The organism is Isoptericola sp. NPDC019693, assembly GCF_044389085.1.
Classification (GTDB): domain Bacteria; phylum Actinomycetota; class Actinomycetes; order Actinomycetales; family Cellulomonadaceae; genus Isoptericola.
In genome coordinates, this window is sequence record NZ_JBIRXP010000001.1 from 822,790 (window position 1) to 849,040 (window position 26,251).

At 75.8% G+C, this 26,251-nt stretch carries 25 protein-coding genes and 1 riboswitch; of the genes, 13 read left to right on the plus strand and 12 right to left on the minus strand.

Features of this window, described 5'->3' with window-relative positions; genetic code table 11:
- Positions 1–40: 40 nt before the first annotated feature.
- A complete protein-coding gene (locus ACH436_RS03915) occupies positions 41–787 on the minus strand; it encodes a hypothetical protein (RefSeq protein WP_430558848.1) in 747 nt (248 codons plus the stop codon).
- Between the two features lie 48 nt (positions 788–835).
- Between ACH436_RS03915 and ACH436_RS03920 the strand changes: the two genes are divergently transcribed.
- Entirely contained in the window at positions 836–1,552 is a 717-nt protein-coding gene (locus tag ACH436_RS03920) for an IMPACT family protein (protein ID WP_430558849.1), read from the plus strand.
- A 58-nt stretch (positions 1,553–1,610) separates the two neighbouring features.
- Here ACH436_RS03920 and ACH436_RS03925 read toward each other — a convergent pair whose 3' ends face one another.
- The 3 genes from ACH436_RS03925 to ACH436_RS03935 form a co-directional block, all read right to left on the minus strand.
- Entirely contained in the window at positions 1,611–3,044 is a 1,434-nt protein-coding gene (locus ACH436_RS03925; protein ID WP_430558850.1) for a UTP--glucose-1-phosphate uridylyltransferase, read from the minus strand.
- A gap of 60 nt (positions 3,045–3,104) precedes the next feature.
- Positions 3,105–3,725 (minus strand): L-threonylcarbamoyladenylate synthase, encoded by a 621-nt coding sequence (locus tag ACH436_RS03930; protein WP_430558851.1) that lies wholly within the window; start codon positions 3,723–3,725, stop codon positions 3,105–3,107.
- Positions 3,726–3,791: 66 nt separating this feature from the next.
- Entirely contained in the window at positions 3,792–4,799 is a 1,008-nt protein-coding gene (locus ACH436_RS03935; protein WP_430558852.1) for a threonine/serine dehydratase, read from the minus strand.
- A gap of 94 nt (positions 4,800–4,893) precedes the next feature.
- Between ACH436_RS03935 and ACH436_RS03940 the strand changes: the two genes are divergently transcribed.
- Both ACH436_RS03940 and ACH436_RS03945 read left to right on the plus strand, forming a co-directional pair.
- Positions 4,894–5,838: a LysR family transcriptional regulator gene (locus tag ACH436_RS03940; protein ID WP_430558853.1), complete on the plus strand. Its 945-nt coding sequence runs from the start codon at positions 4,894–4,896 to the stop codon at positions 5,836–5,838.
- 9 nt (positions 5,839–5,847) lie between these two features.
- Positions 5,848–7,338 carry a lipase maturation factor family protein gene (locus ACH436_RS03945; protein WP_430558854.1) on the plus strand — a complete coding sequence of 497 codons (1,491 nt, stop codon included), beginning with the start codon at positions 5,848–5,850 and terminating at the stop codon, positions 7,336–7,338.
- A 217-nt stretch (positions 7,339–7,555) separates the two neighbouring features.
- Here the strand turns inward: ACH436_RS03945 and ACH436_RS03950 are convergent, their stop codons facing one another.
- The 3 genes from ACH436_RS03950 to ACH436_RS03960 form a co-directional block, all read right to left on the minus strand.
- Positions 7,556–9,427, minus strand: coding sequence for an ABC transporter ATP-binding protein (locus ACH436_RS03950; protein WP_430558855.1), 1,872 nt, complete (start codon positions 9,425–9,427; stop codon positions 7,556–7,558).
- Complete coding sequence (locus ACH436_RS03955; RefSeq protein ID WP_430558856.1) at positions 9,424–11,286, minus strand: ABC transporter ATP-binding protein; 1,863 nt, start codon at positions 11,284–11,286, stop codon at positions 9,424–9,426. The genes ACH436_RS03950 and ACH436_RS03955 overlap by 4 nt, the downstream gene beginning before the upstream one ends.
- 377 nt (positions 11,287–11,663) lie before the next feature.
- Positions 11,664–13,388: a bifunctional hydroxymethylpyrimidine kinase/phosphomethylpyrimidine kinase gene (locus ACH436_RS03960; RefSeq protein WP_430558857.1), complete on the minus strand. Its 1,725-nt coding sequence runs from the start codon at positions 13,386–13,388 to the stop codon at positions 11,664–11,666.
- Positions 13,379–13,510: riboswitch (TPP riboswitch) on the minus strand. (Overlaps the previous gene by 10 nt.)
- A gap of 222 nt (positions 13,511–13,732) precedes the next feature.
- On the opposite strand from ACH436_RS03960, the gene ACH436_RS03965 reads away from it, so the two are divergent.
- The 5 genes from ACH436_RS03965 to ACH436_RS03985 all read left to right on the plus strand — a co-directional run bounded on the left by ACH436_RS03965 (position 13,733) and on the right by ACH436_RS03985 (position 17,839).
- Entirely contained in the window at positions 13,733–14,377 is a 645-nt protein-coding gene (locus ACH436_RS03965) for a hypothetical protein (protein ID WP_430558858.1), read from the plus strand.
- Between the two features lie 98 nt (positions 14,378–14,475).
- Positions 14,476–15,258: a YcnI family protein gene (locus ACH436_RS03970; RefSeq protein ID WP_430558859.1), complete on the plus strand. Its 783-nt coding sequence runs from the start codon at positions 14,476–14,478 to the stop codon at positions 15,256–15,258.
- On the plus strand, positions 15,255–15,929 hold the full coding sequence (locus tag ACH436_RS03975; RefSeq protein ID WP_430558860.1) for a copper resistance protein CopC: 675 nt from the start codon (positions 15,255–15,257) through the stop codon (positions 15,927–15,929). Before ACH436_RS03970 ends, ACH436_RS03975 begins: the two co-directional genes overlap by 4 nt.
- A gap of 142 nt (positions 15,930–16,071) precedes the next feature.
- Positions 16,072–17,529 (plus strand): hypothetical protein, encoded by a 1,458-nt coding sequence (locus ACH436_RS03980; protein WP_430558861.1) that lies wholly within the window; start codon positions 16,072–16,074, stop codon positions 17,527–17,529.
- Between the two features lie 31 nt (positions 17,530–17,560).
- Positions 17,561–17,839: an acylphosphatase gene (locus ACH436_RS03985; RefSeq protein ID WP_430558862.1), complete on the plus strand. Its 279-nt coding sequence runs from the start codon at positions 17,561–17,563 to the stop codon at positions 17,837–17,839.
- Here ACH436_RS03985 and ACH436_RS03990 read toward each other — a convergent pair.
- Positions 17,829–18,551, minus strand: a complete 723-nt coding sequence (locus tag ACH436_RS03990; protein WP_430558863.1) for a class I SAM-dependent methyltransferase — start codon at positions 18,549–18,551, stop codon at positions 17,829–17,831. The genes ACH436_RS03985 and ACH436_RS03990 overlap by 11 nt on opposite strands.
- Positions 18,552–18,596: 45 nt before the next feature.
- Here ACH436_RS03990 and ACH436_RS03995 point away from each other — a divergent pair, with 45 nt between their 5' ends.
- Positions 18,597–19,337 carry a class E sortase gene (locus ACH436_RS03995; protein ID WP_430558864.1) on the plus strand — a complete coding sequence of 247 codons (741 nt, stop codon included), beginning with the start codon at positions 18,597–18,599 and terminating at the stop codon, positions 19,335–19,337.
- 35 nt (positions 19,338–19,372) lie between these two features.
- Positions 19,373–19,534, plus strand: coding sequence for a hypothetical protein (locus ACH436_RS04000; RefSeq protein WP_430558865.1), 162 nt, complete (start codon positions 19,373–19,375; stop codon positions 19,532–19,534).
- Between the two features lie 26 nt (positions 19,535–19,560).
- On the opposite strand, the gene ACH436_RS04005 is transcribed toward ACH436_RS04000, so the two are convergent.
- Positions 19,561–20,553 (minus strand): LacI family DNA-binding transcriptional regulator, encoded by a 993-nt coding sequence (locus ACH436_RS04005; protein WP_430558866.1) that lies wholly within the window; start codon positions 20,551–20,553, stop codon positions 19,561–19,563.
- 26 nt (positions 20,554–20,579) lie between these two features.
- On the opposite strand from ACH436_RS04005, the gene ACH436_RS04010 reads away from it, so the two are divergent.
- Positions 20,580–21,488, plus strand: coding sequence for an LLM class F420-dependent oxidoreductase (locus ACH436_RS04010; RefSeq protein ID WP_430558867.1), 909 nt, complete (start codon positions 20,580–20,582; stop codon positions 21,486–21,488).
- On the opposite strand, the gene ACH436_RS04015 is transcribed toward ACH436_RS04010, so the two are convergent.
- Positions 21,485–23,284, minus strand: a complete 1,800-nt coding sequence (locus ACH436_RS04015) for an ABC transporter ATP-binding protein (RefSeq protein ID WP_430558868.1) — start codon at positions 23,282–23,284, stop codon at positions 21,485–21,487. The two genes, ACH436_RS04010 and ACH436_RS04015, sit on opposite strands and share 4 nt — an antisense overlap.
- A gap of 171 nt (positions 23,285–23,455) precedes the next feature.
- On the opposite strand from ACH436_RS04015, the gene ACH436_RS04020 reads away from it, so the two are divergent.
- The gene (locus tag ACH436_RS04020) at positions 23,456–23,893 is read left to right on the plus strand and encodes a hypothetical protein (RefSeq protein WP_430558869.1); all 438 of its coding nucleotides are present in this window, start codon (positions 23,456–23,458) and stop codon (positions 23,891–23,893) included.
- A 36-nt stretch (positions 23,894–23,929) separates the two neighbouring features.
- The gene (locus ACH436_RS04025) at positions 23,930–24,562 is read left to right on the plus strand and encodes a class I SAM-dependent methyltransferase (RefSeq protein ID WP_430558870.1); all 633 of its coding nucleotides are present in this window, start codon (positions 23,930–23,932) and stop codon (positions 24,560–24,562) included.
- A gap of 3 nt (positions 24,563–24,565) precedes the next feature.
- On the opposite strand, the gene ACH436_RS04030 is transcribed toward ACH436_RS04025, so the two are convergent.
- On the minus strand, positions 24,566–25,759 hold the full coding sequence (locus ACH436_RS04030) for an RNA polymerase sigma factor (protein WP_430558871.1): 1,194 nt from the start codon (positions 25,757–25,759) through the stop codon (positions 24,566–24,568).
- Positions 25,756–26,169, minus strand: coding sequence for a YciI family protein (locus tag ACH436_RS04035; protein WP_430558872.1), 414 nt, complete (start codon positions 26,167–26,169; stop codon positions 25,756–25,758). The genes ACH436_RS04030 and ACH436_RS04035 overlap by 4 nt, the downstream gene beginning before the upstream one ends.
- Between the last annotated feature and the right edge of the window lie 82 nt (positions 26,170–26,251).

The window sequence follows — 26,251 nt, forward strand, 5'->3', positions numbered from 1 at the left end:
CGTTCGCGGCAATACCTGGTGTTTCAAGGCGCGTGACACACTATTTTTCGCGGATGATGGAGATCGCGTCCTCACCGGGCTGCTCATCGACCTGCTCGACACCCTCGCCCGGGGGCACCAGCTCCCGGCCCAGGTCCGGCACGCCCGCGTCCACCCACGCCCTGCGCACCTGCTCGAACCGCGTCGGCAGCGGCGCCCGGACCGCCCCGTAGCGCGCGTTGGTGCGATGGGCGAAGCGCCGCCACGAGAGCACCAGCCCCTGCCGTGTGATCGGCAGCCCGCTCGCGACCGTCGTGCCGTTGTCGTGCGTGTGGTGCACGGTGAGCAGCAGCGCGCGCGGCACCGAGCCCTCCAGCTCGGCGGCGAGCTCCTCCCGCACGACCATCCAGTGCCGCAGCAGCAGCACCACCTCGGGCGGCAGCCGGTGCTCGCGCAGCGTCCGGTGCTTGCCGTGGCGCAGCAGGACCCTCCCCTCCCCCGGGTCCCGCGCGCCGCCGACCCGGCCACGCCGGGCGGCCGCAGCCGGCTCCGGCCCCAGATCGAGGTCCTCCGCCCGCACCCGCAGCAGGTCGCCGTAGCGCGCGCCCGTCGCCCGGGTGAGCCCCGCGATCACCGCCAGGCGCACCACCTCGGGCTTCCCGCCGGGGCGCAGCGCCTCCACGGACAGCTCGCGCCAGACCCACTCCGCCTCGTCCAGCGAGACCGTGGGGCGCGGGTACCGGGTGACGGGCGCCGCAGCAGGGGCGTCACTCTCCGGGGCGGAGGCCCCGTTCCTGCTCTGCGTCATGGGTCCATCCTGGCGCTTGGCACACTTTTTCTCCGGAGGTCGCTCGGCGTGTCGACGGCCGTCGTAGCCTCGTGCGGTGAGCCGACCCGACAGCCCCTCCCCTCCCGCGCTCCCGGGCACGCTCGCCGCCCCCGTCGACCACGAGCTGGTCGTCAAGAAGTCGCGCTTCTCGCTCATCTCGCCCCGGCCCCCTCGGTCGAGGCCGCCGACGCCGTCGTCGCCCGGCTCCGCAAGGAGCACTGGGACGCCCGCCACCACTGCGTGGCCCTGGTGGTCGGCACGCGCGCCGACCAGCAGCGCTCCTCCGACGACGGCGAGCCCTCGGGCACCGCCGGCGTGCCCATGCTGGAGGTGCTGCGACGACGGGAGCTCACCGACGTCGTGGCGGTCGTGACGCGCTACTTCGGCGGCGTCCTCCTCGGCGCCGGCGGCCTGGTGCGGGCCTACTCGGGCGCGGTCGCGGAGGCGCTGGACGTCGCGGCGTCGGCGGGGGTGCTCCGACGCCGCGAGGTGCTCACCGAGGTCACGATCGACGTGCCGCACGCCGACGCCGGCCGCGTCGACCACCTGCTGCGCGACTGGGCGGGGCAGCACGGCGCCGTGCTCGAGCAGCCGACGTACGCCGCCGTCGCGCGGCTCGCCCTGCTGGTGCCGCCGGCCGCGCTCCCCCGCCTGCGCGACGACCTCGCCGCGGCCTCGGCGGGCGCCCTCGCCCCCGTTCCCGGCGCCGACCGCGTCGTCGACCTCCCCGCCCACGTGTTGTGAGCGCGATTTCGGGGACTATCCGGGCGCGGATTGTCCCCGAAATCGCGCTCACAACACCTCAGGAGGTGACGCCGTCCGCGGTGACGGTCGCGCCGTCGGGCACGGTGGCGGGCTCGCCCGCGTCCGCCAGCGCCGCGTCGCCCTCTGCGCGGACGCCGGCGCCGAAGGTCCAGTCGCCGTCGACGGTGAGCGACGACGCCGCCCGCAGCGACGGCGCGCCCTGGGCGAAGCGCTCGTCGAAGCCCGCGATCTGCTTGTAGGTCTTCGAGAGCTTCACCAGCGGGGCGTCGACCTGGGCCACCAGGCGGTAGTCGCCGGTGAGCTCGTAGACGTCGGACCGCATGAGCAGCAGGTCGCTCGTCGTCTTGACCGGCAGGAAGCGCTCGCGCCCCACCTCGATCGCCGTCGCGCCCTCGAACACGGCCACGGCCGCGCCCATGGCGGACTCGATCTGCACGACGGCGGGCGACGACGGATCGGTCGGGTCCACGGTCTTCTCGTTGCGGATCAGCGGCAGCTCGAGCACCCCGCCGGTGCGGTCGAGCTCGGCCGCGAGCGCCTCGAGGTCGAACCAGAGGTTGTTGGTGTGGAAGTACCGGTGCACCGTCGGGTCGAGGGAGATGTCGACGTCGTCCGGGTGCGTCTGCGCCGTCTCGCGCTGCACGATGCGGCCGTCGCTCTTGCGCACCACGAGCTGCCCGCCCTTGACGTCCGCGGGCGTCTTGAGGCACATCTCGGCCGCGTAGGGGGCCCCGGACGCCGCGAACCAGGCCGCGATCGCCCCGTCGGGGGCGGCGCCGAGGTTGTCGGAGTTGGAGACGCTGGCGTACCTGAAGCCCGCGTCCAGGAGCGCCCGCACGACGCCGGACGCGTGCAGGGCGGGGTACAGGTCGCCGTGCCCGGGCGGGCACCACTCGAGCGAGGGGTCGGCGGGCCACTCGACCGGCTCGAGGGTGTCGGCGCGCAGCTTGGGCTCGCGGTTCTGCAGGAAGTCCACCGGCAGGCCGTCGACGGCGAGGTCGTCGTAGGGGGCGAGGGCTGCGAGGGTGTCGTCGCGGGTGCGGAACGAGTTCATCAGCACCAGCGGCAGACGGGCACCCGTGGCCGCCCGGGCGGCGCGCACCTGGCGCACGATGACGTCGAGGAACGTGAGCGACTCCGTACCGCCCGCCTCGCCGGAGCGGTCGGCGGGGGCGTCGTCGCGCACCGTGAGCAGCGACTTCGCCCGGTCCATCCCCATGGAGGTCCCGAGCCCGCCGTTGAGCTTGATGATGGCGGTGCGTGCGAGGGCCGCCTCGGCGTCGGCGTCGGAGACCGCGAGGTCGGCGTGCCGCGGCAGGTCGGTGAGGGGCTCGACGTCCGCCTCGCGCACGAGGCCCGTCTCGCCGGACTCGAGCAGGTGGTAGAAGCGGGTGAAGGTCTCGATCGCGGCGGGGGCGACGCCCTCCGCCTGCATCTTGGATCGGGCCAGGGCAAGTCCGCGGTCGCTCATGAGCAGCACCCTAACCGCGTGCGCTCCGGCTGGTCGGCGCGTCCGGCCGCTCGCAGGTCTCTACTCGAAGCGGGACGGGTCCCCGGCTCCGCCGCGGACGACCTCGGGGTAGCCCTCGGACCAGTCGACGACGGTGGTGGGCTCGGGCAGCACCTCGCCGGCGTCCACGACGGCGTCGACGACGTGGTCGAGCTCCTCCTTGGCCTGCCAGCCGTCGGTGAGGGGCTGCTCGGCGCCCGGCAGGATGAGCGTGGACGACAGCAGGGGCTCGCCGAGCTCGCGCAGCAGCGCCTGCACGACCCGCGAGTCGGGGATGCGCACGCCGATGGTCTTCTTCTTGGGGTGCGCGAGGCGCCGCGGCACCTCCGGGGTGGCGGGGAGGATGAACGTGTACGGCCCGGGGGTGGCGGCCTTGATCGCGCGGAAGGCGGTGTTGTCGAGCCGCACGAGCTGGCCGAGCTGCGCGAAGTCGGCGCACACCAGGGTGAAGTGGTGTCCGGCGTCGAGGTGGCGGATCTGGCGGATCCGCTCGGTGCCGTCGTGCTGGCCGACGCGGCAGCCGAGCGCGTACCCGGAGTCGGTGGGGTAGGCGATGAGCCCCCCGTCGTTCAGCAGCGCGACGACCTGCCCCATCGCCCGGGGCTGCGGGTCGACCGGGTGGACGTCGAAGTAGCGGGCCATGCCCGGCAGCGTATCCCCGGGCGATGGGCCCGCACCTGTCGACGCGTGCGGCGGTCCGGCCTTCCCTCAGCCGACGAGCGCCCTGCGCAGCTCGACCTCGCTGGCGTTGCCGCCCGAGCAGACGACGCCGACCCGGCGCCCCGCGAATGCGGCGGGGTGCGTGAGGACGGCGCCCAGGGCGGCGGCGCCGGCCCCCTCGGCGACGGTCCGGGCGCCGGTGAGGTAGAGGCGCTGGGCGGCGGTGATGGCGTCGTCGTCGACGAGCAGGAAGTCCGTCAGGCGCTCGCGCAGCACGGCCTGGGTGAGGGCGAAGCCGCAGCCGACGGCGAGCCCTTCGGCGCGCGTGGCGTTCGCCGCGGTGCGCAGCTCCCCCGCGCGCCACGAGTCGTGGGCGGCCGGGGACGCGGCGGCCTGCACGGCGATCACGCGCAGGCCGGGGGCGAGCGCGCCCGCGACGAGACAGGCGGCCGCGGCCCCCGAGCCGCCGCCCACCGGGACGACGAGGACGTCGAGGTCGGGCGCCTGCTCCAGGAGCTCGAGGGTCGCGGTGGCCACGCCCGCGACGAGGACCGGCTCGTTGGCGGCGCCGACGAGGCGCGCTCCCGTGGCCGCGGCCACCGCGCCGGCACGCACCCGGGCATCGTCGAAGGTCTCGCCGTCCAGCACCACGTCGGCGCCGAGGTCGCGCACGGCTCGTTCCTTCAGCGGGTTCGGGTGGCGCGGCATGACGATCGTGCAGGCGGTGCCGGTGTGCCGGGCGGCGTGCGCGAGCGCCTGGGCGTGGTTCCCGGTCGAGTAGGCGACGATGCCGCGCCGGCGCGCCTCGTCGTCGAGGCCGAGCAGCAGGTTGAGCGCGCCGCGCACCTTGAACGCGCCCGTGTGCTGCAGGTTCTCGTGCTTGACGACGAGGCTCGCGCCCACGGCGCCCGCCGCGGCGACGGCGCGGTCCAGCTCGGGGTGCGCCAGGGCGGGCGTGCGGACGACGAGCCCGTCGACGCGGCGGGCCGCGGCCAGCACGTCGCGCATCGTCGGGGGCGCGGGCTCCTCGGGGACGGGCTGCGGGATCGTCGTCATCACCTCAGGATCACCGGGGGCCGACCGATAGGTCCAATGCCTGTTCTGACTGCCAGGCATCGATACGGCCGATGCGTCGTCGTAGGCTGACCCCGTGTCCGTCGACCCCGCTCCCCCGCCCCACCTGGACCTCACGCGGCTGCGCGTCCTGGCAGCCGTCGCCCGCACCGGCTCGGTGACCGCCGCCGCGCGCGAGCTGCACTACGCCCAGCCGTCGGTCAGCCACCACCTCGCGCGGCTCGAGGCCGAGGCCGGGATCGCGCTCCTGCAGCGCGCGGGGCGCGGCGTCCGCCTCACGGAGGCGGGCCGTCTGCTCGCCGCCCGCGCGGAGGAGATCCTCGGGCGCGTGGAGGGCGCCCGTCGCGAGCTCGACGCCCTGGCGGGGCTCCGCGCGGGGCGGGCGCGGCTCGCCGCGTTCCCGTCCGCGCTGGCGACGCTCGTGCCCGCCGCCGTCGCCGGGCTGCGGGCCGCGCACCCCGGGCTGAGCGTCGGGCTCGTCGAGGCGGAGCCGCCCGAGGCGGTCGCGGCGCTGCAGGCCGGCGACGTCGACGTCGCCCTCGTCTTCCGGCACACCGATGCCCCGCACGCCCGGCCCGCGATGGACCTGTCGCGTTTCGAGGTCACCGAGGTGCACTCCGAGCCGATCACCCTGGTCCGGCGGGCGGACGGTGCGGGGGCCGGGGCGGGGCAGGGCGACGGTGCGACGTCGCTGGCCGACCTGCGCGACGCCGCCTGGATCGCGGGGTGCGAGCGGTGCCGCGCGGACCTGGTGGCCCGCTGCGCCGCCGCGGGGTACGCACCGCGCATCGCGTTCGAGACGGACGACTACGTGGCCGTGCAGGCCCTGGTGGCGTCCGGGGCCGGCGTGAGCCTGCTGCCCTCGCTCGCCCTGCGCGCCCACCGGAACCCGGACGTCGTGGCGCACCCCCTGCCCGGCGCCACCCGTGAGGTCCTCGCCCTCACCGTCGGCGCGCCGACCCCGGCGGCCCACGCCCTCGTGCAGCGTCTGGTCGAGGCGGGCGACGCCGCCCGCGACTAGCGTGGAGGAGTGCCCGAGGAGCTGGCGTGGCAGCCGGACCTGCTCGGCGGCTGGTGGGCCACCGTCGACTACGACGTCGCCCGCGAGGTGCTGCAGCGCGGCACCGGCGCGCTGCTGTGCCTGGCTTTCCTCCAGGCCCTGGGCCAGTTCCGTCCCCTGCTCGGCGACCACGGGCTGCTCCCGGTGCGGCGGTTCACCGCACAGGTGCGGTTCCGCGACGCGCCGTCGTTGTTCCACCTGTACTACTCCGACCGCCTGCTGGTCGTCGTGGGGGTGCTCGGGACCGCGGGAGGCGCCGCCGTACTGGTGGGGCTGCCGCAGACCGGGCCGTGGTGGGTCACGACCGGGGTCCTGCTCGTGCTGTGGGCGGGCTACCTCTCGATCGTCTCCGTCGGGCAGCGGTTCTACGCGTTCGGCTGGGAGTCGCTGCTGTGCGAGCTCGCGTTCCTCGCCGCGTGGTTCGGCTCCCCCGCCGTCCCCGTGCCGTTCCTGCTGGTGCTCGCCGCGCGCTGGCTGCTGTTCCGGCTGGAGCTCGGCGCCGGCCTGATCAAGTGGCGCGGCGACCGGGCGTGGCGCGACCTCACCGCCCTCGACCACCACCACGAGACGCAGCCGATGCCCGGGCCGCTCTCCTGGCACGCCCACCACCTGCCGCGCTGGTGGCACCGCACGGAGGTGGTGGGCAACCACGTCACGCAGCTGCTCGTGCCCTGGCTGCTGTGGCTGCCGCAGCCGCTGCCCAGCGTGGCCGGCGGCGTCGTCGTCGTGACCCAGGGCTGGCTCGTGCTCACCGGCAACTTCGCGTGGCTGAACTGGGCCGCGATCGTGCTGGGTGCGTCGATGGTGTCCGACGGCGTGTGGCGCGCGCTGCTCGGCGCCCTCGGACCGGCGGCGGCCACGCCCGCCCCGACCCCCGGCGTCCCGCCCGCCTATCTCGTGGCCGCGAGCGCCGTCGTCGTCGTCCTGGGGGTGCTGTCGGTCCGCCCCGCGCTGAACCTCGCCTCCCGGCACCAGCGGATGAACGCGAGCTTCGAGCCGCTGCGCCTGGTGAACGCGTACGGCGCGTTCGGCAGCGTGACCCGGCGGCGCGACGAGGTGATCGTCGAGGGCACGCTCGCCGAGCGGCCCGGGCCCGGCGACTGGCGCGAGTACGCCTTCCGCGGCAAGCCGGGCGACGTCGGTCGCAGGCCGCCGCAGGTCGCGCCGTACCACCTGCGGCTCGACTGGGTGCTGTGGTTCGTGCCCCTGGGCGCCTCGGGGCCGTGGATCCCGCGGCTGTGCCTGCGGCTGCTGGAGGCCGACCCCGCGACGCTGCGGCTGCTGCGACGCGACCCGTTCGACGGCGCGCGCCCCCGCTGGGTGCGGATGCGCCTGTTCCGCTACCGGTACACGACGCCGGACGAACGCCGTCGGACGGGCGACTGGTGGGTACGCGACGAGCTCGAGACGATCGTCGACCCGGTGGACCTCGCGCTCCTGTCGCGCCGAGGACGGCGCTGAGACGACACCGGCCGGCCGCCGCGCCCACGCGCGGGCGCTACCTCGCCGGCCTGATCGACCACCCGCCGCGAGTCATGGGCGGACGGGTCGGCCGAGAGGTTCTTCGCGGGGACGTATCCCTCCCGAAGTGGAGGGCGCCCTGGCGCCCGTGAACGCGTCCCCGCGAAGAACCTCTCGGCCGGCCCGTCCCGCACCGACGGTTTCGGCCCCACGCCGGCTACACGAGCGAGTCCTGCCACGCGGCGTTGAGCGCGGCGTAGTGCCCGTCCCCCGCCGCCAGCTCGTCGGGCGTGCCGTCCTCGATCACGCGCCCGTGCTCCATGACGAGCACGCGGTCGGCGATGGCGACGGTCGACAGCCGGTGGGCGATGATGATGGCCGTGCGGTCGGCCAGCAGGGTCTGCAGGCCGTGCTGCACCAGCCGCTCGCCCGGGATGTCGAGGGACGAGGTCGCCTCGTCGAGCACCAGCACCGCCGGGTCCGCCAGGAAGGCCCGCGCGAACGACAGCAGCTGCCGCTGCCCGGCCGAGACGCGGCCACCGCGCTTGTTGACGTCGGTGTCGTACCCGTCGGGCATGTCGAGGATGAACTCGTGCGCCCCGACCGCCCGTGCGGCGGCCTCGATGTCCGCCTGCGAGGCGCCGGGCCGCCCGAGGGCGATGTTCTCCCGCACCGACCCGCTGAACAGGTACGCCTCCTGCGTCACCATGACCACGGCGCGCCGCAGGTCGGTGGTCGACAGGTCGCGCACGTCCACGCCGTCGAGCTGCACGCGCCCCTCGCTCGCGTCGTAGAACCGGGTCACGAGCTTGGCGAGCGTGGACTTGCCCGCGCCCGTCGTGCCGACCAGCGCCACCGTCTGCCCCGCCGGGATCGTGAGGTCCAGGTCGGGCAGGACGACGGGGCCGTCGCCGTAGCGGAAGGTGACGTGGTCCAGCCGCAGGGCGCCGCGCGCGTGCGGCAGCGCCACGGGACGGCGCGGTTCGACGACGGTCGGCTCCTCGGCCAGCAGGCCGGAGACCTTCTCGAGCGCCGCCGTGGCGGACTGGAAGGAGTTGTAGAAGTTCCCGAGCTGCTGGATCGGCTGGAAGAACCGCTTCACGTACAGCAGCGCCGCCACGAGCACGCCGACGTCCAGGCCGCCGGAGTAGACGCGCCAGCCGCCGATCGCGAGCGCGACCGCGACCGCCACGTTCCCGATGAGCACCAGGCCCGGCTGGTAGCGGCCGTTGAGCCCCATGGTGTTGAGGTTGGCGTCCCGGTACTGCTCGCTGAGCAGGCCGTACTCGGCCTCCGTGGTCGACTCGCGGCGGAACGCCTGCACGGCCCGCATCCCGGTCATCGTCTCGACGAACTTCACGATGAGCCGCGCGGACGTGGTGCGCTGCTCGCGGTAGAACACCTGCGAGCGCTTCTGGAACCACCGGGTGAGCAGCCAGGCCGGCACGAGCGCCACCGCGAGCACGAGGCCCGAGCGCCAGTCCAGCAGGAACAGGCTCAGACCGGTGAAGATCATCAGCATGAGCGAGGAGACGACGCCGGTGAGCCCGCCGTCGAGCAGCTCGCGCAGCGCCTCGAGGTCCGACGTCTGGCGGCTGATGATGCGGCCGGACGTGTACGACTCGTGGAACTCCAGGCTCAGCAGCTGGGTGTGCCGGAAGACGCGCCGGCGCAGGTCGAGCAGCACGCCCTGCGCGATGCGGGCGGCCTGGCGGACGTACGCGCCGGCGCACAGCCCGCCGACGACCGCGGCGAGCAGGTAGGTGGCACCGACCAGGACGAGGGTGCCGACGTCGCCGGCCCTCAGGTCGGGCACGGCGGAGTCGATGGCCAGCGACACGAGCCACGGCCCGGCCACCTGGCCGAGGGTGGAGACCACCACCAGGAGGCCCGCGAGCGTGAGGGCGCCACGCCGTGGCCGCAGGAGGCCGCCCAGGAGGCGCAGGGAGCGGGACCGGACGGCGCGCGACGCCTCGGCGTCGAGCCGGGTGGCGTCGTCCGACGTCGCGTCGGTGGGGCGGCGACGGTCGCCGTCCTGGGGCGGGGACGACGTGGGCCGGGACGGTTCCGGCGTGCTGGGGCGGCTCACCGCTGTGCCTCCTTCTCGTCCTGCGCGGCCTGGGCCTGCGCGGTCTGGGCCTGCGCGGTCCGGTCGTGGTCAGGTTCCTCCTGGTCGGCGTGCTCGGCGCACTCCTCCCAGTCCTGCTCCAGGCTGGAGATGACGTGCCGGTAGTGGGCGTCGGTGGCGAGCAGGTCGCGGTGCGTGCCCACGGCCGTGATCCGGCCGTCCTGCAGCACGGCGACACGGTCGGCGAGCGCCACGGTGGACGGACGGTGCGCGATGACGAGGCTCGTCGTCCCGTCGAGGACGTCGCGCAGGCGCGTGGTGACGGCCTCCTCGGTGGCGACGTCGAGCGCGGACAGCGGGTCGTCGAGCACGAGCACGGCGGGGCGCGCCGCGATCGCCCGCGCGAGCGCGAGCCGCTGCCGCTGCCCGCCGGACAGGGACAGCCCTTCCTCCCCGATGCGGGTCTCGACGCCGCGCGGCAGGTCGGCGACGAAGCCCGCCTGCGCCACCTCGAGCGCCTCGTGCAGGCGCCGCTCGCGCTCCTCCTCCGGCACGGCGTCGGGGCCGGCCTCGGGGACGCCGAGCAGCACGTTGTCGCGCACCGACGCGGAGAACAGCGTGGGGTCCTCGAACGCGACCGCGACCGCGCGGCGTACGTCGTGGCGTCGCAGCCGGCGCACGTCCACGCCGTCGAGCAGCACCTCGCCGCCGGTGACGTCGAAGATGCGCGGCACCACCATCGCGAGCGTGGACTTGCCCGAGCCTGTGAGCCCGACGAGCGCGGTGGTCGTGCCGACGGGGAGCTCGAGGTCGACGTGCTCGAGCACCGGGCGCGCCGCGTCCTCGTAGCGGAAGGTCACGTCCCGCAGCTCGACGTGGCCGCGCGCCGGGCCGGGCTCTACCGGGTCGGCGGGGTTAGCCAGCGGGTTCGGGGTCTCCATCACCTCGAAGAAGCGGTCGACGGCGGTGCGGGCGTTGAGCGTCATCGAGAGCGTCATGCCGAGGTCGACGACCGGTCCGTTGATGACGGCGGTCGTCAGGAAGAAGGCGACGAGGCTGCCGACGGTGATCTGCCCCTGGGCGGCGAGCACGGTGCCGAGCACGAGGCAGACGGCCAGCGTGACCTCGGGGATGAGCTGCAGCGACGTGGTGACCGTGGCCTGGTTGCCCGCCTTGCGGATCTCCGTGCGCCGCAGCTCCTCCGCCTGGTCGGTGAACGAGTCCAGCGCGTCGCGCCCGCGGCCGAACGCCTTGAGCACCCGGATGCCGTGCACGGACTCCTCGACCGTGGTGGCCAGGTCGCCCGACTGGTCCTGCGAGAGGCGCGCGATGACGCGGTAGCGCCGCGAGAAGCGGAACGCGATGACGGTCACGGGGATCGCGCCGGCGAGGTAGACGAGTCCCAGCCAACCGGCGGTGGCCAGCAGGATGCCGACCCCGACCACGATCGTCACGATGCTGACGACGAGCTGCAGCAGGCCGAAGACCAGCCACCGGCGCAGCAGGCCGAGGTCGCCCATGATGCGGCTCAGCAGCTGGCCGCCGGGCCACCGGTCGTGGAACGCGACGGGCAGGTCCTGCAGGTGGCGGAACAGCGCCATCCGCAGCTCGGCCTCGACCCGGGTGCCCGGGTACATCACGAGGTTGCGGCGCAGCAGCACGAACCCCGCCTCGGCGACGCCCAGCACGAGCACGAGGAGGACGGGCACCACGAGGGCGCCGAGGTCGTGGGCGGCCGCGCCCTCGGCGAGCGGGCCCTCGACGAGGGCCTGCAGCACGCGCGGGATCGCCAGCGCCGCGAGGCTCGCGCCGAGCGCCGAGAAGAGGCCGCCGACCATGCGCGGCACCGCGGGCCGGACGTACGGGTAGAGCCGGCGCACGGACGCGAACGTGGAGAGCTCGGAGCCCGCAGGGGCGGGGGCCGAGGGGGCGCCAGGCGCGGGGGCGGCGTCGCCCGGGCGGCCCGGCGGGCCCTCGGCGCGACCCGGCGGGGTGCCGGGCGCGGCGGGAGGTCGGGGGGCGGAGGAGGCGGGGCTCCTCCTGGGACTTTCGGAGGGATCGGCGCGGCGGGCGCCTCGGCTGCGGCTGCGCGAAGTGCGCTTCGTGTCGGGCATCACATCCATTCTGTCACTCGCCCCCGACACGCTTGCCCGGATCACGCGGTGCGCCGCGAACTCGGGATACCGCTTACCCCCGCGAGATCCCGCCGTCGCGCCCGAGAGCGTGCGCGACGGCGGGAACCCCGACGGGCCCGCGGTCAGGCCACCGCGACGCGCCCGACGACGCGCCCGGGACCGGCGGGGGCACCTGCGGCGTCGCCCGCCTCGCTCGCCGCGCGGGGCAGGCCGGTCTGGTCGAAGAAGGCGAGCTCGTGCTCGCAGGCCGCGCGGAACGCCGCCGCCATCCGGTCGCGGGTGGGCGCGTCGGCCGCCGCGGCGGCCCGGCGCAGGATCGCGACCGCCTCGCGCGTCGCGTCGGCGAAGGCGTCGTCCGCGTAGGTGCCCAGCCACGCCGCGTACGGGTGGTCCGGACGGTTGCGTGCGGCCAGGCGCTCCCCCACGTCCTGGTAGATCCAGTAGCAGGGCAGGACGGCGGCCACGAGGGTGGCGTAGTCGTCGCCGGCCGCGCGCAGGTGGTCGAGATAGGCCGCCGTCGTCGGGCTGGTGGGCACGTCCTGCGGCTCCCCGCCCAGCCAGCGCGTGTGCAGGTCGAGCTCGGTGACCAGCGCACCGTGCGCGCCGCCGGCCCAGAAGGCCTGCTCCGCCCGCGTCGGCGCGAGCTCGCTCGCCCGGGCCAGGCAGCGGGCGTAGTCGCGCAGGTAGAGCGCGTCCTGCTCCAGGTAGGCGCGGAAGTGCGCGGCGTCGAGGGTCCCGTCGCCCAGCGACCGGACGAAGGCCAGGCCGTCGATCGCGGCACGCACGCCCGCCGCGTCGTCCCACCACCGCGCGACGACGTCCTCCCCCTGCCCGTCCCCCTGGCCGTCCCCTGGCGCGGTCCCCGCGCCCGTCGCGGGCGACGTCGCGGGCTGCTCCACCGCGCCGGCGCGCAGGCCCACCAGGTGGTCCACGGGGCCGTTCCCGCGACCGACCCGCAGGCCCTCCCCCGCCCGGATCGCCGCGGTGAGCCACGTCTTGGTGCCCCGCAGCGCCTCGGCCCAGTCGCCCGTGCGGGCGTACCGCGCGGCCAGCCCGCTGGACAGCGAGCAGCCCGTGCCGTGGGTCGAGGAGCTGGGCACGCGCGGTCCCTGCAGCTCGACGAGCACGCCCTGCGGCCCGACGAGGGCGTCCGGGGCCCCGGCCGGCGGCCCGTCGGCCTCGTCGGGGCGCAGGTGGCCGCCCTTCGCCACCACGAGGATCCCGTGCCGGGCCGCCAGCCGCTGCGCCTGGTCGAGGACGGCGGGCCAGCTCGCCGCCGGAGGCTCCTGTGCGAGGGCCGCGAGCTCGGGGAGGTTCGGCGTCACCACGTCCACGCGGCCGAGCAGGTCCCGCACCGCGTCCTCGGCGGCCGGGTCGAGCAGCCGGTCGCCGCTGGTCGCGACCATCACCGGGTCGAGCACGACGGCGGGGCGCCCTGCCGTGCCGGAGGGGCCGGACGCGTCGTGCGGGAGGCCGTCGAGCCAGGCCGCCACGGCCCGGGCCACCGGGGCCGACGCGAGCATCCCGATCTTCACCGCGTCGACGGCCACGTCGTCGCTGACGGCGTCGAGCTGGGCGGCGAGGAACGCGGCGGGCGGCACGTGCACGTCCCGCACCCCGCGGGTGTTCTGCACGGTCAGCGCCGTGACGGCGGCCATCCCGTAGCCGCCCGCGGCCGCGATCGACTTCAGGTCAGCCTGGATCCCCGCACCCCCGGAGGGGTCGGAGCCCGCGACGGCCAGCACGCGGGGGCGGGAGCCTCTCGGCGGCACCGACGGGGCGGCGGGGGCGGGAACGGTGGTGCCGGCGCTGCCGGCGGAGCTGTCTTCAGGTGCGCGCGCACGCATGTCGACATCCCTTCGCTAGTTCGAGCTAGATCAGGTTCGACGGGTGTGTTCTCAGCGCCCCGCCGGCCGGCCGCGACGATGTCGCAGCGATGACCGGCCGGGACGCACCCCGTGTCGTGCGGCCCACCGTAACCCAGGTCAGCGCGGGCGTCGCCGGACGTCCGGCCCTCGCGTGCCGGAGGCCCGCCCGGCCGCGCCGGACGGCGCCGGTGCGGCGTCGGGACGCTGCCGGGGACCTTGTCCGGACGACGCCGCCGGGCCCTCTCCCCCTCGCCCGGTCGCCCGCGCAGACCTCCGCCCCGACCTCCCGCGGCCGTCGCCCACCCGCACGGTAGGGTGCGGGGGTGTCCGTGGTCGTCCGTCGTGTGCGCGAGCTCCTCGTCGCCGGCACGACGCTCAGCATCGCGGCCGCCGCCCACCTCCTGGCCGGCGGCGCGCTGCCCGGGGCACCCCTCGCCTGGTTCGTCGTGCTGGCGCTCACGGCGCCGTTCGCGGTGTGGACCGCCCGCCGCCGGCTGACGCTGCGGCGTCTGCTGCCCGCGATGGTCGCGCTGCAGCTCGTGCAGCACACCGGGCTGTCCGTGCTCGGCGCGGCCGGGCCGGCGGCACCGCACGCCGGCGGCTCCCCCGCGGCGCTGGACGGTCACGCCCTGCATGCCCTGGGCCCGGGCTCCCTCCCGCCCGCCACAGGCCTGCACCTGCACCACGCGGACGACGCCGCCACCACCTCCTGGATGCTCGTCGCGCACGCCGCCGCGGTGCTGCTCACCGCGCTCCTGATCGCGGCGGGCGACCGCGCCGCCGTCAACGTCGCCGGCCACCTGCGGCACGTCGCCGTCCTGGTGCTCAGCGCCGGGGTGCCGCTCGTCGTCCGCGAGCGCACCGTCGTCGTCCGCCCGGCCTGGCGCCCTCGCCCGGCCCGCGCCCTGCGACGCACCCCGCCACGAGGGCCGCCGTCGCCCGTGGGCGCCCTCGCGCGCGCCGCCTGAACCTGCCCTGGTCCGTCGTCGGACGAGGGCAGGCCCCTCGTCGTCCCACGACACGTCCAGACCTGACAGCACCCTGACAGCCAGGAGCAGAAGCACCCATGTCCACGATCACCCCTGCCCTCCGCGCGCGCCGTCTCGCCGGCGCCGCCGCCCTCAGCCTGCCCGCCCTCGTCCTCGGCGCGGCCGCGGCCTCGGCGCACGTGACCGTCACCCCCGACGCGGCCGAGGCCGGGTCGTACGCCACCCTGACCTTCAAGGTCCCCAACGAGTCCGCCGAGGCCTCGACGACCGCCGTGCAGATCGACCTGCCCGCCGACACCCCGTTCACCAGCGTGTCCGTCGAGCCCGTGCCGGGGTGGACCGCCGAGGTCACCCGGGCTCCGCTGCCCGAGCCGGTCGAGGTGCACGGCACCACCGTCACCGAGGCCCCGGCAAGCATCGAGTGGACGGCCGACGACCCCGACGCCGGCATCGCGCCGGGCGAGTTCCTCCGGTTCAGCGTGTCGGCCGGGGCCGTTCCCGAGGGCGTCGAGGAGATCCTCCTGCCGGCGACCCAGACCTACTCCGACGGCGAGGTCGTCGCCTGGGACCAGGCGGCGTCCGGCGACGCCGAGCCCGAGCACCCCGCCCCCGTCCTGCAGGTCGTGCCCGCCACCGAGGACGGTGGGCACGACGGGCACGGTGCGGCGTCGTCCACCACCGGCTCCGCAGGTGCCGGCGCGGGCGGTCAGGCCGCGGCGGACGACGGCGGTTCCACGACGCTCCCGCTGGCGCTGGGCGCGGCGGGCCTGGGCCTCGGGCTCGTGGGCGCCGTCACCGGCGTCGTCGCCCTGGCGCGCACCCGTGCCACCGCCGGGTCGTCCGGCCCGGAGCAGCGGTGACGGCCGGGGGCGGCCACCGCGCCCCGCGACGCGCTCTGGCGGCGGGCGGGACGCTCGCCCTGGCCCTCGGACTCGCCGCCGCCGGGACGGTCGCCGCGGCGGCGCCCGCGAGCGCCCACAACGTCGTCGTCGACACGGTGCCGGCCACGGGTTCGACCGTGACCGAGCCGCCGGAGTCGGTCGACGTGACGTTCGACGACGTCGTGCTCGAGCTGTCCGCGGACGGCTCCAGCACGGTCGTCACGGTGACCGACGCCGAGGGCACGGACCATGCCGTCGGGTGCCCGACGACGCAGGACCGCACCGTGTCCGTGCCCGTCGCGCTGGGCGAGGGCGGCGAGTACACCGTCGACTGGCGGATCGTGTCGGCGGACGGGCACCCCACGAGCGGCGGGTTCTCGTTCACCTACGACCCGCCGGCCGGGACCGAGCCTGCGGTCCCCGCCGCGGACGCGACCCCGTGCGGCGCCGCTCCCGCGGGCGGCGACGCCGGCGCGACCGACGCGGACGGCGGTGCCGACGCGAGCGCCGGGTCGGGCACGGAGTCGGTCACGGCGTCGGACGACGGCGCGTCGGAGCTGGTCGTGGTGCTCGGCATCGCGGGCGGCGTCGTCGTGCTCGCGGGCGCGGCGGTGCTCGTGGCGCTGCGCCTCGCGCGTCGCCGCGACTGACGCACCGCGCGATCCGGCGAGCTGTCAGGGCCAGCGGCGGGTAGACGCCGCCCTGGCCCTGACAGCTCAGGCGCGGGCCCGGTGGCCCGGCTCACGGTCGGGGCGTCCCCGCACCCGGCCCGGGCCGCCTACGATGCCGAGCATGGATGCGGGGCAGATCGTCGGGATCGTGACGGGCCTGGTCGTGGTGGTCGTGCTGGTCACGGCAGTCGCGTTCTGGGTGGTGCGTCGCCGCAAGGCGGCGCGCGGACGGGCTCAGGACCTCGAGGCCGAGCTCCAGCGGCTCGGCGTGGAGGCCGGCTCCGCCCTGGTGCGGGCCGACGAGCGCGCCCGGCTCGCCGAGGACGAGCTCGCGTTCGCGCAGGCCGAGCTCGGTGACCGGGAGACGCGCGAGCTCGCGCCCACCCTCCGCCGGGCCCGCGAGCGCCTCGCCGAGGCGTTCCACCTCAACCAGCTCCTGCACGACCACGTCCCGGACACTGACCAGCAGCGGCGCGAGTGGTCGGCCCGCGTCGTCGACCTCTGCCGGTCGGCCGACGCGTCGCTGGACGAGCTCGACCGAGGCCTCGCGACCCTGCGGCAGACCGTCCGCTCGACCCCCGACGCGGTCGACCGCGTCGACGCCGAGCTGGCGCGGGTGCGCGAGGTCGTGCCCGCCGCGCGCGGCGACCTCGAGCGGCTGCGGGGCCAGTACGCCGAGCGTGCGCTGCTGCCCGTGGCCGACAACCCCGACCAGGCCGAGCGGCTGCTCGAGTTCGCCGCCCGCAGCACCGCGGCGGCCCGCAAGCGCCTCACGACGCAGCAGGTCGCCGAGGCCGGGGCCGCGGCCCGCGCGGCGGAGGAGGCCGTGCGCCGCGCCGAGGGGCTGCTGCGCGCCGTCGACGACTACGAGGCCGAGGCGCTGCGCGCGGAGGCCGCGCTCGGCGCGATCGTCGCGGAGTCCCGTGCCGAGCTCGCCGAGGCGCGCGCCCTCCCGGCGGCCCAGCGCGCGGGCCGGATCGACGGCGCGGTCGTGGCGCTCGAGGACGCCCTGTCCGCCCTGCCCGCGCCCGGCGAGCCCGGCGACCCGGTCGGATCGCTCACCCGGGTCCGTGAGGCCAACACCGCCCTCGACGACGCCGTGGCCGAGCGGGCGGAGCGCGACGAGCGTGCCCGACGGGCGGCGTCCCATCTCGGGCCCGCGCTCGACGACGCCGAGCGGCAGCTCGCGGCGGCACGCTCCGTCGTCGACGACTACCGCGCCCCCGTGGGGCCCGACGCCCGCACCCGCCTGGCGGAGGCCGAGCGGGAGGTCGCGCAGGCGCGCAGCGCCGAGGACCCCGAGCGTGCGGTCGCCGCCGCCCGGCGGGGCGCCGCGCTCGCCGCCGAGGCCGCGACTCTCGCCCACCGCGACATCGCGCGCTCCGGGCACGGCCAGCGCTGGGACGGCGGCTACAACACCGGCGGGCACGACCGTGGGTACGACCGCGGGTACGGCTGGCAGGGCGCTCGGCGCCCCGGCGGGCGCAGCGGCTCGGACGTCTTCGGCGCCGTCCTCGGCGGGATGGTGCTGGGCGGCATCCTGGACGACATCGGGGACATCGGCGACATCTTCGACTGACGCCGCCGGCACGACGGGCGCGGGAGGACTGATGACCACCAGGGTGCGGCGACGCGTGCGGGTGCACGGGCGCGTGCAGGGCGTGGGTTTCCGCTGGGCGACGCGCGAGGCCGCCCGCCGCGCGGGTGTCGGCGGCGTCGTGCGCAACCTCCCCGACGGCACGGTCGAGGCGGAGGTCGAGGGCTCACCCGACGCGGTGGACGCGATGCTCGCCTTCCTGCGTCAGGGCCCGCTCGGCGCGCACGTGACCGCCGTGGACGTCGAGGACGTGCCGCCGGTCGGGGACAGCTCTTTCGACGTCAGCGGCTGACGTCGTGCGGCCCGGGCACCGGCAGCCGCGCCGCCACGTGCTCGACGACGCCCGCTCGCGTGCGCGCGTGCTCCTCGACCGCGAGCCCCCGCTCGAGCACCCAGCGCATCGGCCGACGCCGGAAGTGCTCCCCGGCCACGGGCACGCTCACCGCGTCCGCGAGCGCCTGGAGCGCCCGCAGCGGCCAGGCGCTGGACACCACGTGGTCGGCGAGGAGCAGCAGGCCGCCGGGGCGCAGCACGCGCGTCATCTCGGCCAGGGCCGCCCGCTCGTCGGCGATGCCGCACAGCGAGAAGGTGCACACGACGGTGTCGAACGACGCGTCCGGCAGGTCGAGGGCCTGCGCGTCGCCCTGGCGCAGGTCGGAGCCGGGGTCGATGCCGAGGCCGAGACGCTCCGCCCGACGGCGCGCGACGTCCAGCATGCCGGCGCTCTGGTCGACCCCGACGAAGCCGCCCGCGCGGGTGCCGACCGCCGGGCGGGTGACCGCGGCCGGGTAGTGCTCGAGGTTGAGGCCGGTGCCGACGGCGACCTCGAGGGTGCGTCCCTCTGCCAGCGCGCACAGGTGCCGCCGCAGCCCCGGGAACAGGCGCCGCTCGGCGGCCGCGAAGGCCCGGTCGTACCCCGCCGCCTCGCGGTCCCACCGCCGCCGCAGCCGCGCCGGCCTCCCGCCCTGACCGGCCTCCTGCAGCGCGCCGTCGTCGCTGGTCATGGGCCCAGGCTCCCACGACCGCGGTGACCACGTAGCATCGCGCACGTGACGACTCCCACCCACGCCCGACCCCGCCGGAGCCGCGGCGCCGGCAGCGCCGTCGTGGGCGGCATCGGCGAGATCCTCATCACCCTCGGGGTGGTGCTGGGGCTGTTCGTCGTGTGGCAGCTGTGGTGGACGTCCGTCGAGGCCACGGCGCAGGCGCAGCAGGTGATGCAGGAGTTCGAGGCGACCCTGCCGCCCGCCAACCCCGAGCCCGCCGAGCTGCGCACGGACGACCCGCCCGTGCCGGACCCGGTGGGGTACGGGGAGACGATCGGCACTCTCATCGTGCCCGCGTGGTACGGGCTGACGAACAACGCCATGCCGATCGCGGAGGGCACGGGCATGGACGTGCTCGACCGCGCGATGGCGGGGCACTACGAGACGTCGCAGCAGGTGGGCGAAGTCGGCAACTTCGCGCTCGCCGGGCACCGCCGCACGCACGGCAACTCGTTCCGGCACGTGGACAAGCTGGACGAGGGCGACCAGATCATCGTCGAGACGGCGACGACCTGGTACGTCTACGAGGTCACCGACCACGAGATCGTCACGCCCGACCAGGTGGACGTCGTGGCGCCGGTGCCGCACCACCCGGACCAGAAGCCGACCGAACGGATGCTGACGCTCACCACCTGCCACTCGCTCACCCTGGGCGAGTTCGGCAACGACCACCGCTGGATCACGTACGCGACGTTCGTCGGCTGGATGGACCGCGCCGACGGCACGCCCGAGCAGGTCCGCTGAGAGTCGACGAGACCTCGACGAGAACGAGAGACGACATGTACGCGTGGATCTTCCGTCACCTGCCGGGCAACCTGTTCTGGCGGGTGCTGCAGTCGCTGGTGCTGGTCGCCGCCGTGGTGGCCGCCCTGTTCCTGTGGGTGTTCCCGGCGATCGCCCCGTACCTGACGCTGCTGGAGGGCGACCCCGCGGTGGGCTGACGCCCGGGCCGCGGCGGGCCCGGTCGTCAGCTGCTCGCGCGCACCACGAGCTCGGGGTCGTAGAGCACCTCCTGCGGCGCGGCGGCGGGGTCGTCGATCTCGCGCAGCAGGATCTCGGCGGCGGTGGTGCCGATGGCCTCGGCGGGCTGGCGCACCGTGGTGAGCGGGACGGCGCCGGTGGTGGCGAACGGGATGTCGTCGTAGCCGACGAGCGCGACGTCCTCGGGCACCCGCACCCCGCCGTCCAGGAGCGCGCGCAGCAGGCCGAGCGCGTGCATGTCGTTGCCCGCGAGGACGGCGTCGGGCCGCTCGTCCGGCGCCGCGGCGGCGATCCGGCGCCCCACCTCAGCGCCCTCGGGCACGCCCAGGTCGTCAGAGTGCACGACCTCGAGCGTCGCGCCCGGCGTGCCGTCGACGACCTGGTGCATGCCCTCGAGCCGGCGCCGCACCTGCTGCACCCGCGCCCGGCCGGTGGCGGCGAGCAGCCGGCGCCGTCCGCCGTCCACGAGGTGCTGCGCGGCCACCCGGCCTCCCTCATGGTGCCGCAGGGAGACGGTCGACAGGCGGCCCGTCGGGTCCTGCTGGTCGACCACCACGACCGGGCTGCCCCGCTCCTTGCGCGCCGTCAGCGCGGCCATCTGGGTGTCGTGCGGCGCCACGACCATGCCGTCGAAGCGCAGCTGCTCGAACAGCGCGACGAGGCGCTCCTGCTGCTCGGGGGACTCGTGCGTGCTCCCCGTCACGAGGGTGAGGTCCGCCCCCGCGACCACGCGCTCGACGGCGGTCACGACGTCGGCGAAGAACGGGTTGGACGCGTTGATCACCGACACGCCCACGATGCCGGAGCGCTGCCACCGCAGCTGCCGGGCGGACAGGCTCGGCACGAAGCCCAGCTGCTCCACCGCGGCGCGGATGCGCGCCGTCGTGGCGGGCGCGACCTTCTCGGGGCGGTTGAGGAAGTTGGAGACGGTGGCGGCGGAGACGCCGACGTGCCGCGCCACGTCGTGGATGGTCACCATGCGCCCTCCCCCGGCAGGATGGGCTCATGACCCCGCGCTCCGACGCGCGCACCGACCCGCGCACCGACCCCGGCAAGCCGCTCCGCTTCGGGGTGAAGCTCACGCAGGACGCCCCCGTCGAGACCTTCCGCCAGGTGTGGCAGGTGGCCGACCAGGCCGGGTTCGACCACGTGTGGGTGATGGACCATCTCGCCTCCTTGGGCGCGGACGACGACCGCCCGATCTTCGACGCGTGGGCCATGCAGGCGGCGATGGCCGTGGCCACCTCGCGGGTGCGGATCGGCTGCATGGTGTCCGGCAACTCCTACCGCCACCCGGTGATGCTGGCCAAGCTGGCCACGACGGTCGACCACCTCTCGGGCGGGCGGCTCGAGCTCGGGATCGGCGCCGGCTGGAACGAGCACGAGCACACCATGTACGGCCTCGACCTCGGCAGCGTGCGGACCCGGATGGACCGCCTCGAGGAGGCCCTGCAGGTCCTCACCTCGCTGTGGGAGCGGCCCCGCACCACCTTCGACGGCGCGCACTACCGCCTGGTCGACGCGGTCGCGGAGCCCAAGCCGGTGCAGCGCCCGCACCCCCCGATCTGGGTGGGAGGTTCCGGGCCGCGGCGCACCCTGCGGCTGGTCGCGCAGTACGCGGACGCGTGGAACGACACGTCCAGCACACCCGAGCAGGTGGCCGCGCTCGGCGAGGTGCTCGAGCGCCACTGTGCGGACGTCGGGCGCGACCCGGCACAGATCCGGCGCACGGTGCAGCTGCGGCTGCGCGAGCACCCCCTCGCCGCCCTCCCGGCCCTGGTGGAGCGGTACGCCGCCGCGGGCGTCACGGAGTTCGTGGTGGTGCTGTCCTCGGGCGCTGCCGCGCTGCGCGAGCTCGACGAGGTGGTCGCCGCCCTGCCCACGCTGCGTGCCGCCGCCGGAGCGGGCCACTAGGCCGCACCCGCCTGCGCGGCGTGCAGGGCGGCGTACCGGCCGCCGCGCCGCAGCAGCTCGTCGTGGTCGCCGACCTCGACGACGCGGCCGTGCTCGAGCACGACGATGCGGTCGGCGGCCCGCACGGTGGACAGCCGGTGCGCCACGACGAGGGTCGTGCGGTCGCGCATGAGCCGGTCGAGGGCGTCGCGGACGACGGCCTCCGCCTCCGGGTCGAGCGCGCTGGTGGCCTCGTCGAGGAAGAGGATGCGGGGGTCGCGCACCAGCGCGCGGGCGATCGCGAGCCGCTGGCGCTGCCCGCCTGACAGCCGCGCGCCGCGCTGCCCCACCACGGTGTCCCACCCGTCGGGCTGGGCCTCGACGAAGTCCAGCGCGTTGGCGTCGCGCAGCGCGGCCCGGACTCGCTCGTCGGTCGCCGCCGGGTCCTCGCCGCCGGTGTCGAGCCCGTACGCGACGTTCTCGCGGATGGTGCCCTCGAAGAGCACCGACTCCTGCGGCACGACGGACACGAACCGGCGCACCGTGCGCAGGTCGAGCGCGGACATGTCCGCGCCGTCGAGCAGGAGGCGGCCGGAGGTGGGGCGCACGAACCCGAGCACGAGGTTGAGCAGCGTGGACTTGCCCGAGCCGGACGGCCCGACGAAGGCGACCGTCTCGCCCTCGCGGACCTCGAGGTCGACGTCGTGCAGGGCGTCCTCGACGGCGTCCTCGTACCGGTGCGAGACGTGCTCGAGCCGCAGGTGCCCGCGCACCTCGTCGACCTGGCGACGTCCCTCGTTGCGCTCCAGGTCGGGCTCGGCGAGCACCTCCGCGATCGACCGCACCGACTCCACGCCCCGCGCCGTCACCGGCACCAGGTTGAGCACCTGGGTCAGGCCCTGGGTCAGGAGGCCGAAGTAGGTGGACAGCAGCACGACCTCGCCGGGTGTCACGGGGATGAACCCGGTGAGCGAGACCACGGCGGCCAGGACGAGGCAGCACACCCCGAGCAGCTGCATCGCGACCCACGACACGGACGCCACGCGCCCGTTGAGCAGGTCGAGGCGCAGCGCCGCGCGGCGGACCTCGTCCGCGCCGTCGGCCACCCGCGAGACCGCCGTGCGCTCCAGGCCGTGGGCACGCGTCACGGGGATGAGGGAGGCCATCTCGCCGACGCGCGACGAGAACCCCTCGATCTCGCGCCGGAACTCCTCGTTGCGGGCCTGCGAACGGCGCGACATCGTGCGCCGGATCAGCAGGGCGGTCGGGATGGCCAGGGCGTAGACCGGCAGGAACTCGGGCACCTTGATCGCGGTCATCGTCACGGCGCCGATCATCACCATGGTGGCCGACAGCAGCGGGTGCGTGACCTGCTGCAGCATCAGCTCCACGTTCTCGACGTCGCGCACCACCTTGCTCTGCACGACGGCCGAGCTCGCGCGGGTGTGGTAGCCGATGGATAGCGCCTGGAGCCGCTCGACGAGCGCGTTGCGCAGGGTGGCGCCGGTGCCGCGCACGACGGTCATGAAGTTGCGGGTGTACACGAGATGGTTCGGGTAGTTCTGCGCCAGCAGCACCACCGCGACCGCGAACCAGACCAGCACCGAGGACACCGTGCCGCCCTCGGCCACGATGTCGATCACAGCACCGGTGATGACCGGCAGGAACCACAGCGGCGTCTCCTTGACCGCGAAGGCCGTCAGCGCGACCGCCATGCGACGCGGTTGGGTGCCGAGCAGGCGCAGCAGCGACCGCACCGGCCGCTGGCCGTCGAGCAGGGGTTGGTCGGACGTGCTGGCAAGGGCTTTCCGGCGCACGAATCGATTCTATGCGGACGGGCGCCGGGGCGGGCCCGGCGTCCCACGGCCGCGGCGTGGCCGGGGCCCGGGGACGGCCGCGGTCGGCGCGCGGGCGCGTTCCCGTGCGGTCCTCGCCACAGTCGCCCCCGGACGGTCGGTGGGCGCCTCCGGCACGGCTAACCTGATCCCGTGGCTACCTTCTCGAGCGTGACGCGCCAGCACATCCTCCGGGCGATCGAGGAGTACGACGACCGCGGGCCCGACGCCTTCGTCGGCGTCTACGGGTTCACCCCCACCCCGGCCCACACGTTCGTCCACGAGGAGCGCACGTACGACTCCAAGGCGGTGCTCGGCGTCGCGCACAAGTACGCGACCGGCTTCCCCGCCCGCGCGGAGGACCTCGTCGACGCCAAGTGCGACGACGCCGCCATCCTGCGCAAGCACGGCTTCGTCGCCACGGCGCCCGCCTCGGCGGCGCCGGCTCCCGCGCGCAAGCAGGCCGCCCCGCGGCGGAAGGCGGCGAGCACCACGCCCCGCAAGGCTGCGGTCCCCGAGCCCGAGCTCAAGATCTGCCCCACCTGCTTCACCGCGCTGCCGGGCACCGGCATCTGCGACGAGTGCGGCTGACCGGCCGCCACTGACCGGACGCCGACGGAGGCCCCGATGCCCAGGACGCGACCCACGCCAGGAGCCTCCGCGCGCAGGTACGCGCGCATGTACCGGTTCGGCATCACCCCGTGGGAGCGGTCCGCGCGCGCGGCCTGGGCCGACGTGTCGGCGGTGCTCGACCGCGAGGAGGAGGGTCGCCCCCGGCCGCCGGGGCGGGCTCTCGACCTCGGCTGCGGCCGCGGAACGTACACGCCGGAGCTCGCCCGCCGCGGATGGGACGCCGTCGGCGTCGACGTGGTCCCCCGGGCGATCGAGGAGGCGCGCCGGCGCGCGCCGGGCGTGCGCTTCGAGGTCGGCGACGTGACGGCCCTGGACGCCTCCGGCCTCGGCACCTTCGACCTGTTCCTCGACGTGGGCTGCTTCCAGGGGCTCGACGCCGCCCGGCGGGGCGCCGAGGCGCGGGGCGTGACCGCGTGCGCCCGCCCCGGCGCGACGCTGCTCATGCTCGCGTTCGGCCCGTCGCGCTGGCAGCGTCTGGTCGAGGGCGTGTCCGAGGCAGAGGTCACCGCCGCGTTCGACGGCTGGGACCTGCTCGACGTGCGGGCCGCCGACACCGCGGGGCTCGGCTTCCCGATGAACCGCACGTCGCCGCGCTGGTACCGGCTCGGCCTGCCCACCGGGCCGTAGGGGTCAGCGGGCCCCCTGCCGCACGCGCGCGGCCTGCGAAGTCAGGTGCGTGCGCTCGGCCGAGCTCGTGGCCGCGTCGGCGGCCACCGCGTAGCGCCGCGCCGCGTCGTCGAGGTTCCCGGCCTGCTCGTGCAGGTACGCGGCCGCGGCGTCGCGGCGCGGGAGGTCGGCGGGGAGCGCCTCCACGAGACGCAGGCCGGCGAGCGGCCCGTCGACGTGCCCGACGGCGACGGCCCGGTTGAGCGCCACCACGGGGTTGCGCGGCTCGAGCCGCACCAGCTCGTCGTACCACTCGAGGATCTGCGGCCAGTCGGTCTCGCCCGCGGTCGCGGCGTCGTCGTGCAGGGCCGCGATCGCGGCCTGCGCCTGGTAGGGCCCGAGCCGGTCGCGCGCCAGGGCGCCCTGCAGCAGGGCGACGCCCTCCGCGATGGCTGCCGTGTCCCAGCGGGTGCGTTCCTGCCGGTCGAGGGGCACCAGCTCCCCCGCGGCCGTCGTGCGGGCGTCGCGGCGCGCGTGGTGGAGCAGCAGGAGCGCCAGCAGCCCTGCGGCCTCGGCGTCCTCGGGCACCGCCGCGACGAGCTGGCGCGTGAGCCGGATCGCCTCGGCCGCGAGATCGACGCCGTCCGCCGGGCTGCCCGTGAAGCCCTCGTTGAAGACGAGGTAGAGCACGCGCAGCACGGCGCGCACGTCCCCGGGCTCGACGAACCGCTCCCCTGCCACCGTCTTCTTCGCCCGCGAGATGCGCTGCGCCATCGTCGCCTCGGGCACGAGGAAGGCCCGCGCGATCTGCGCCGTCGTCAGCCCGCCGACAGCGCGCAGCGTGAGGGCCACCGACGAGGCCGGGGTGAGCGCCGGGTGGCAGCACCGGCTGAGCAGCAGCAGCGTGTCGTCCTCGTGCTCCGTCGGGCCGGGCGGCGGCTCGAGCGTCACGCGGATCTCGCGCTGCGCCCGCGACGCCGCCGAGCGGCGCGCGTCGACGAACTTGCGCCACGCGACGGTCACGAGCCAGCCCTTGGGGTCCGTCGGTGCGGCGCCCGGGGCGTCCCAGCGCCGCACCGCCTCCAGGAGCGCCTCCTGCACGGCGTCCTCGGCCGTCGCGAAGTCCGCGCCCCGGCGGACGAGGACGCCGAGGACCTGGGGGCCCAGGCCTCTCAGCGTCTCGTCCCACCCGGTGCCCGGGCGGGAGGGCTGGTTCACCCCGTGACCTCGGCGTTGTCGGTGAGGAACGGGCGCACCTCGATCCACTCGTGCAGCGGGCGCCCGCCCGGGCCCGGCGCGGACGACAAGTGCGCCGCCGCCTCGTACGCCCGGTCCTGGGAGTCGACGTCGATCGCCATCCACCCGGCGATGAGGTCCTTGGTCTCCGCGAACGGCCCGTCCGTGACCGGCGGCCGACCCTCGCCGTCGTACCGGACGAAGTCCCCGCGCGGCGAGAGCGCCTGGGCGTCCACGAACTCGCCGCGCTCCTTGAGGTCCTCGATCATCCGGCCCATGAACTCCAGGTGCGCGGTGACCTCGTCGGGCGTCCACCGGTCCATCGGCACGTCGGTGCCGGGCACCGGCTCCGGGTTGCCGCGGTAGTGCTTCAGCAGCAGGTACTTGGCCATGGCTTCATCCTGTCCTCGCGGGCGGTGCTTGTCACCGCCTCTCGTCCCCGGGACGAAGCCGGCTCACGGTTCTCGACATCGC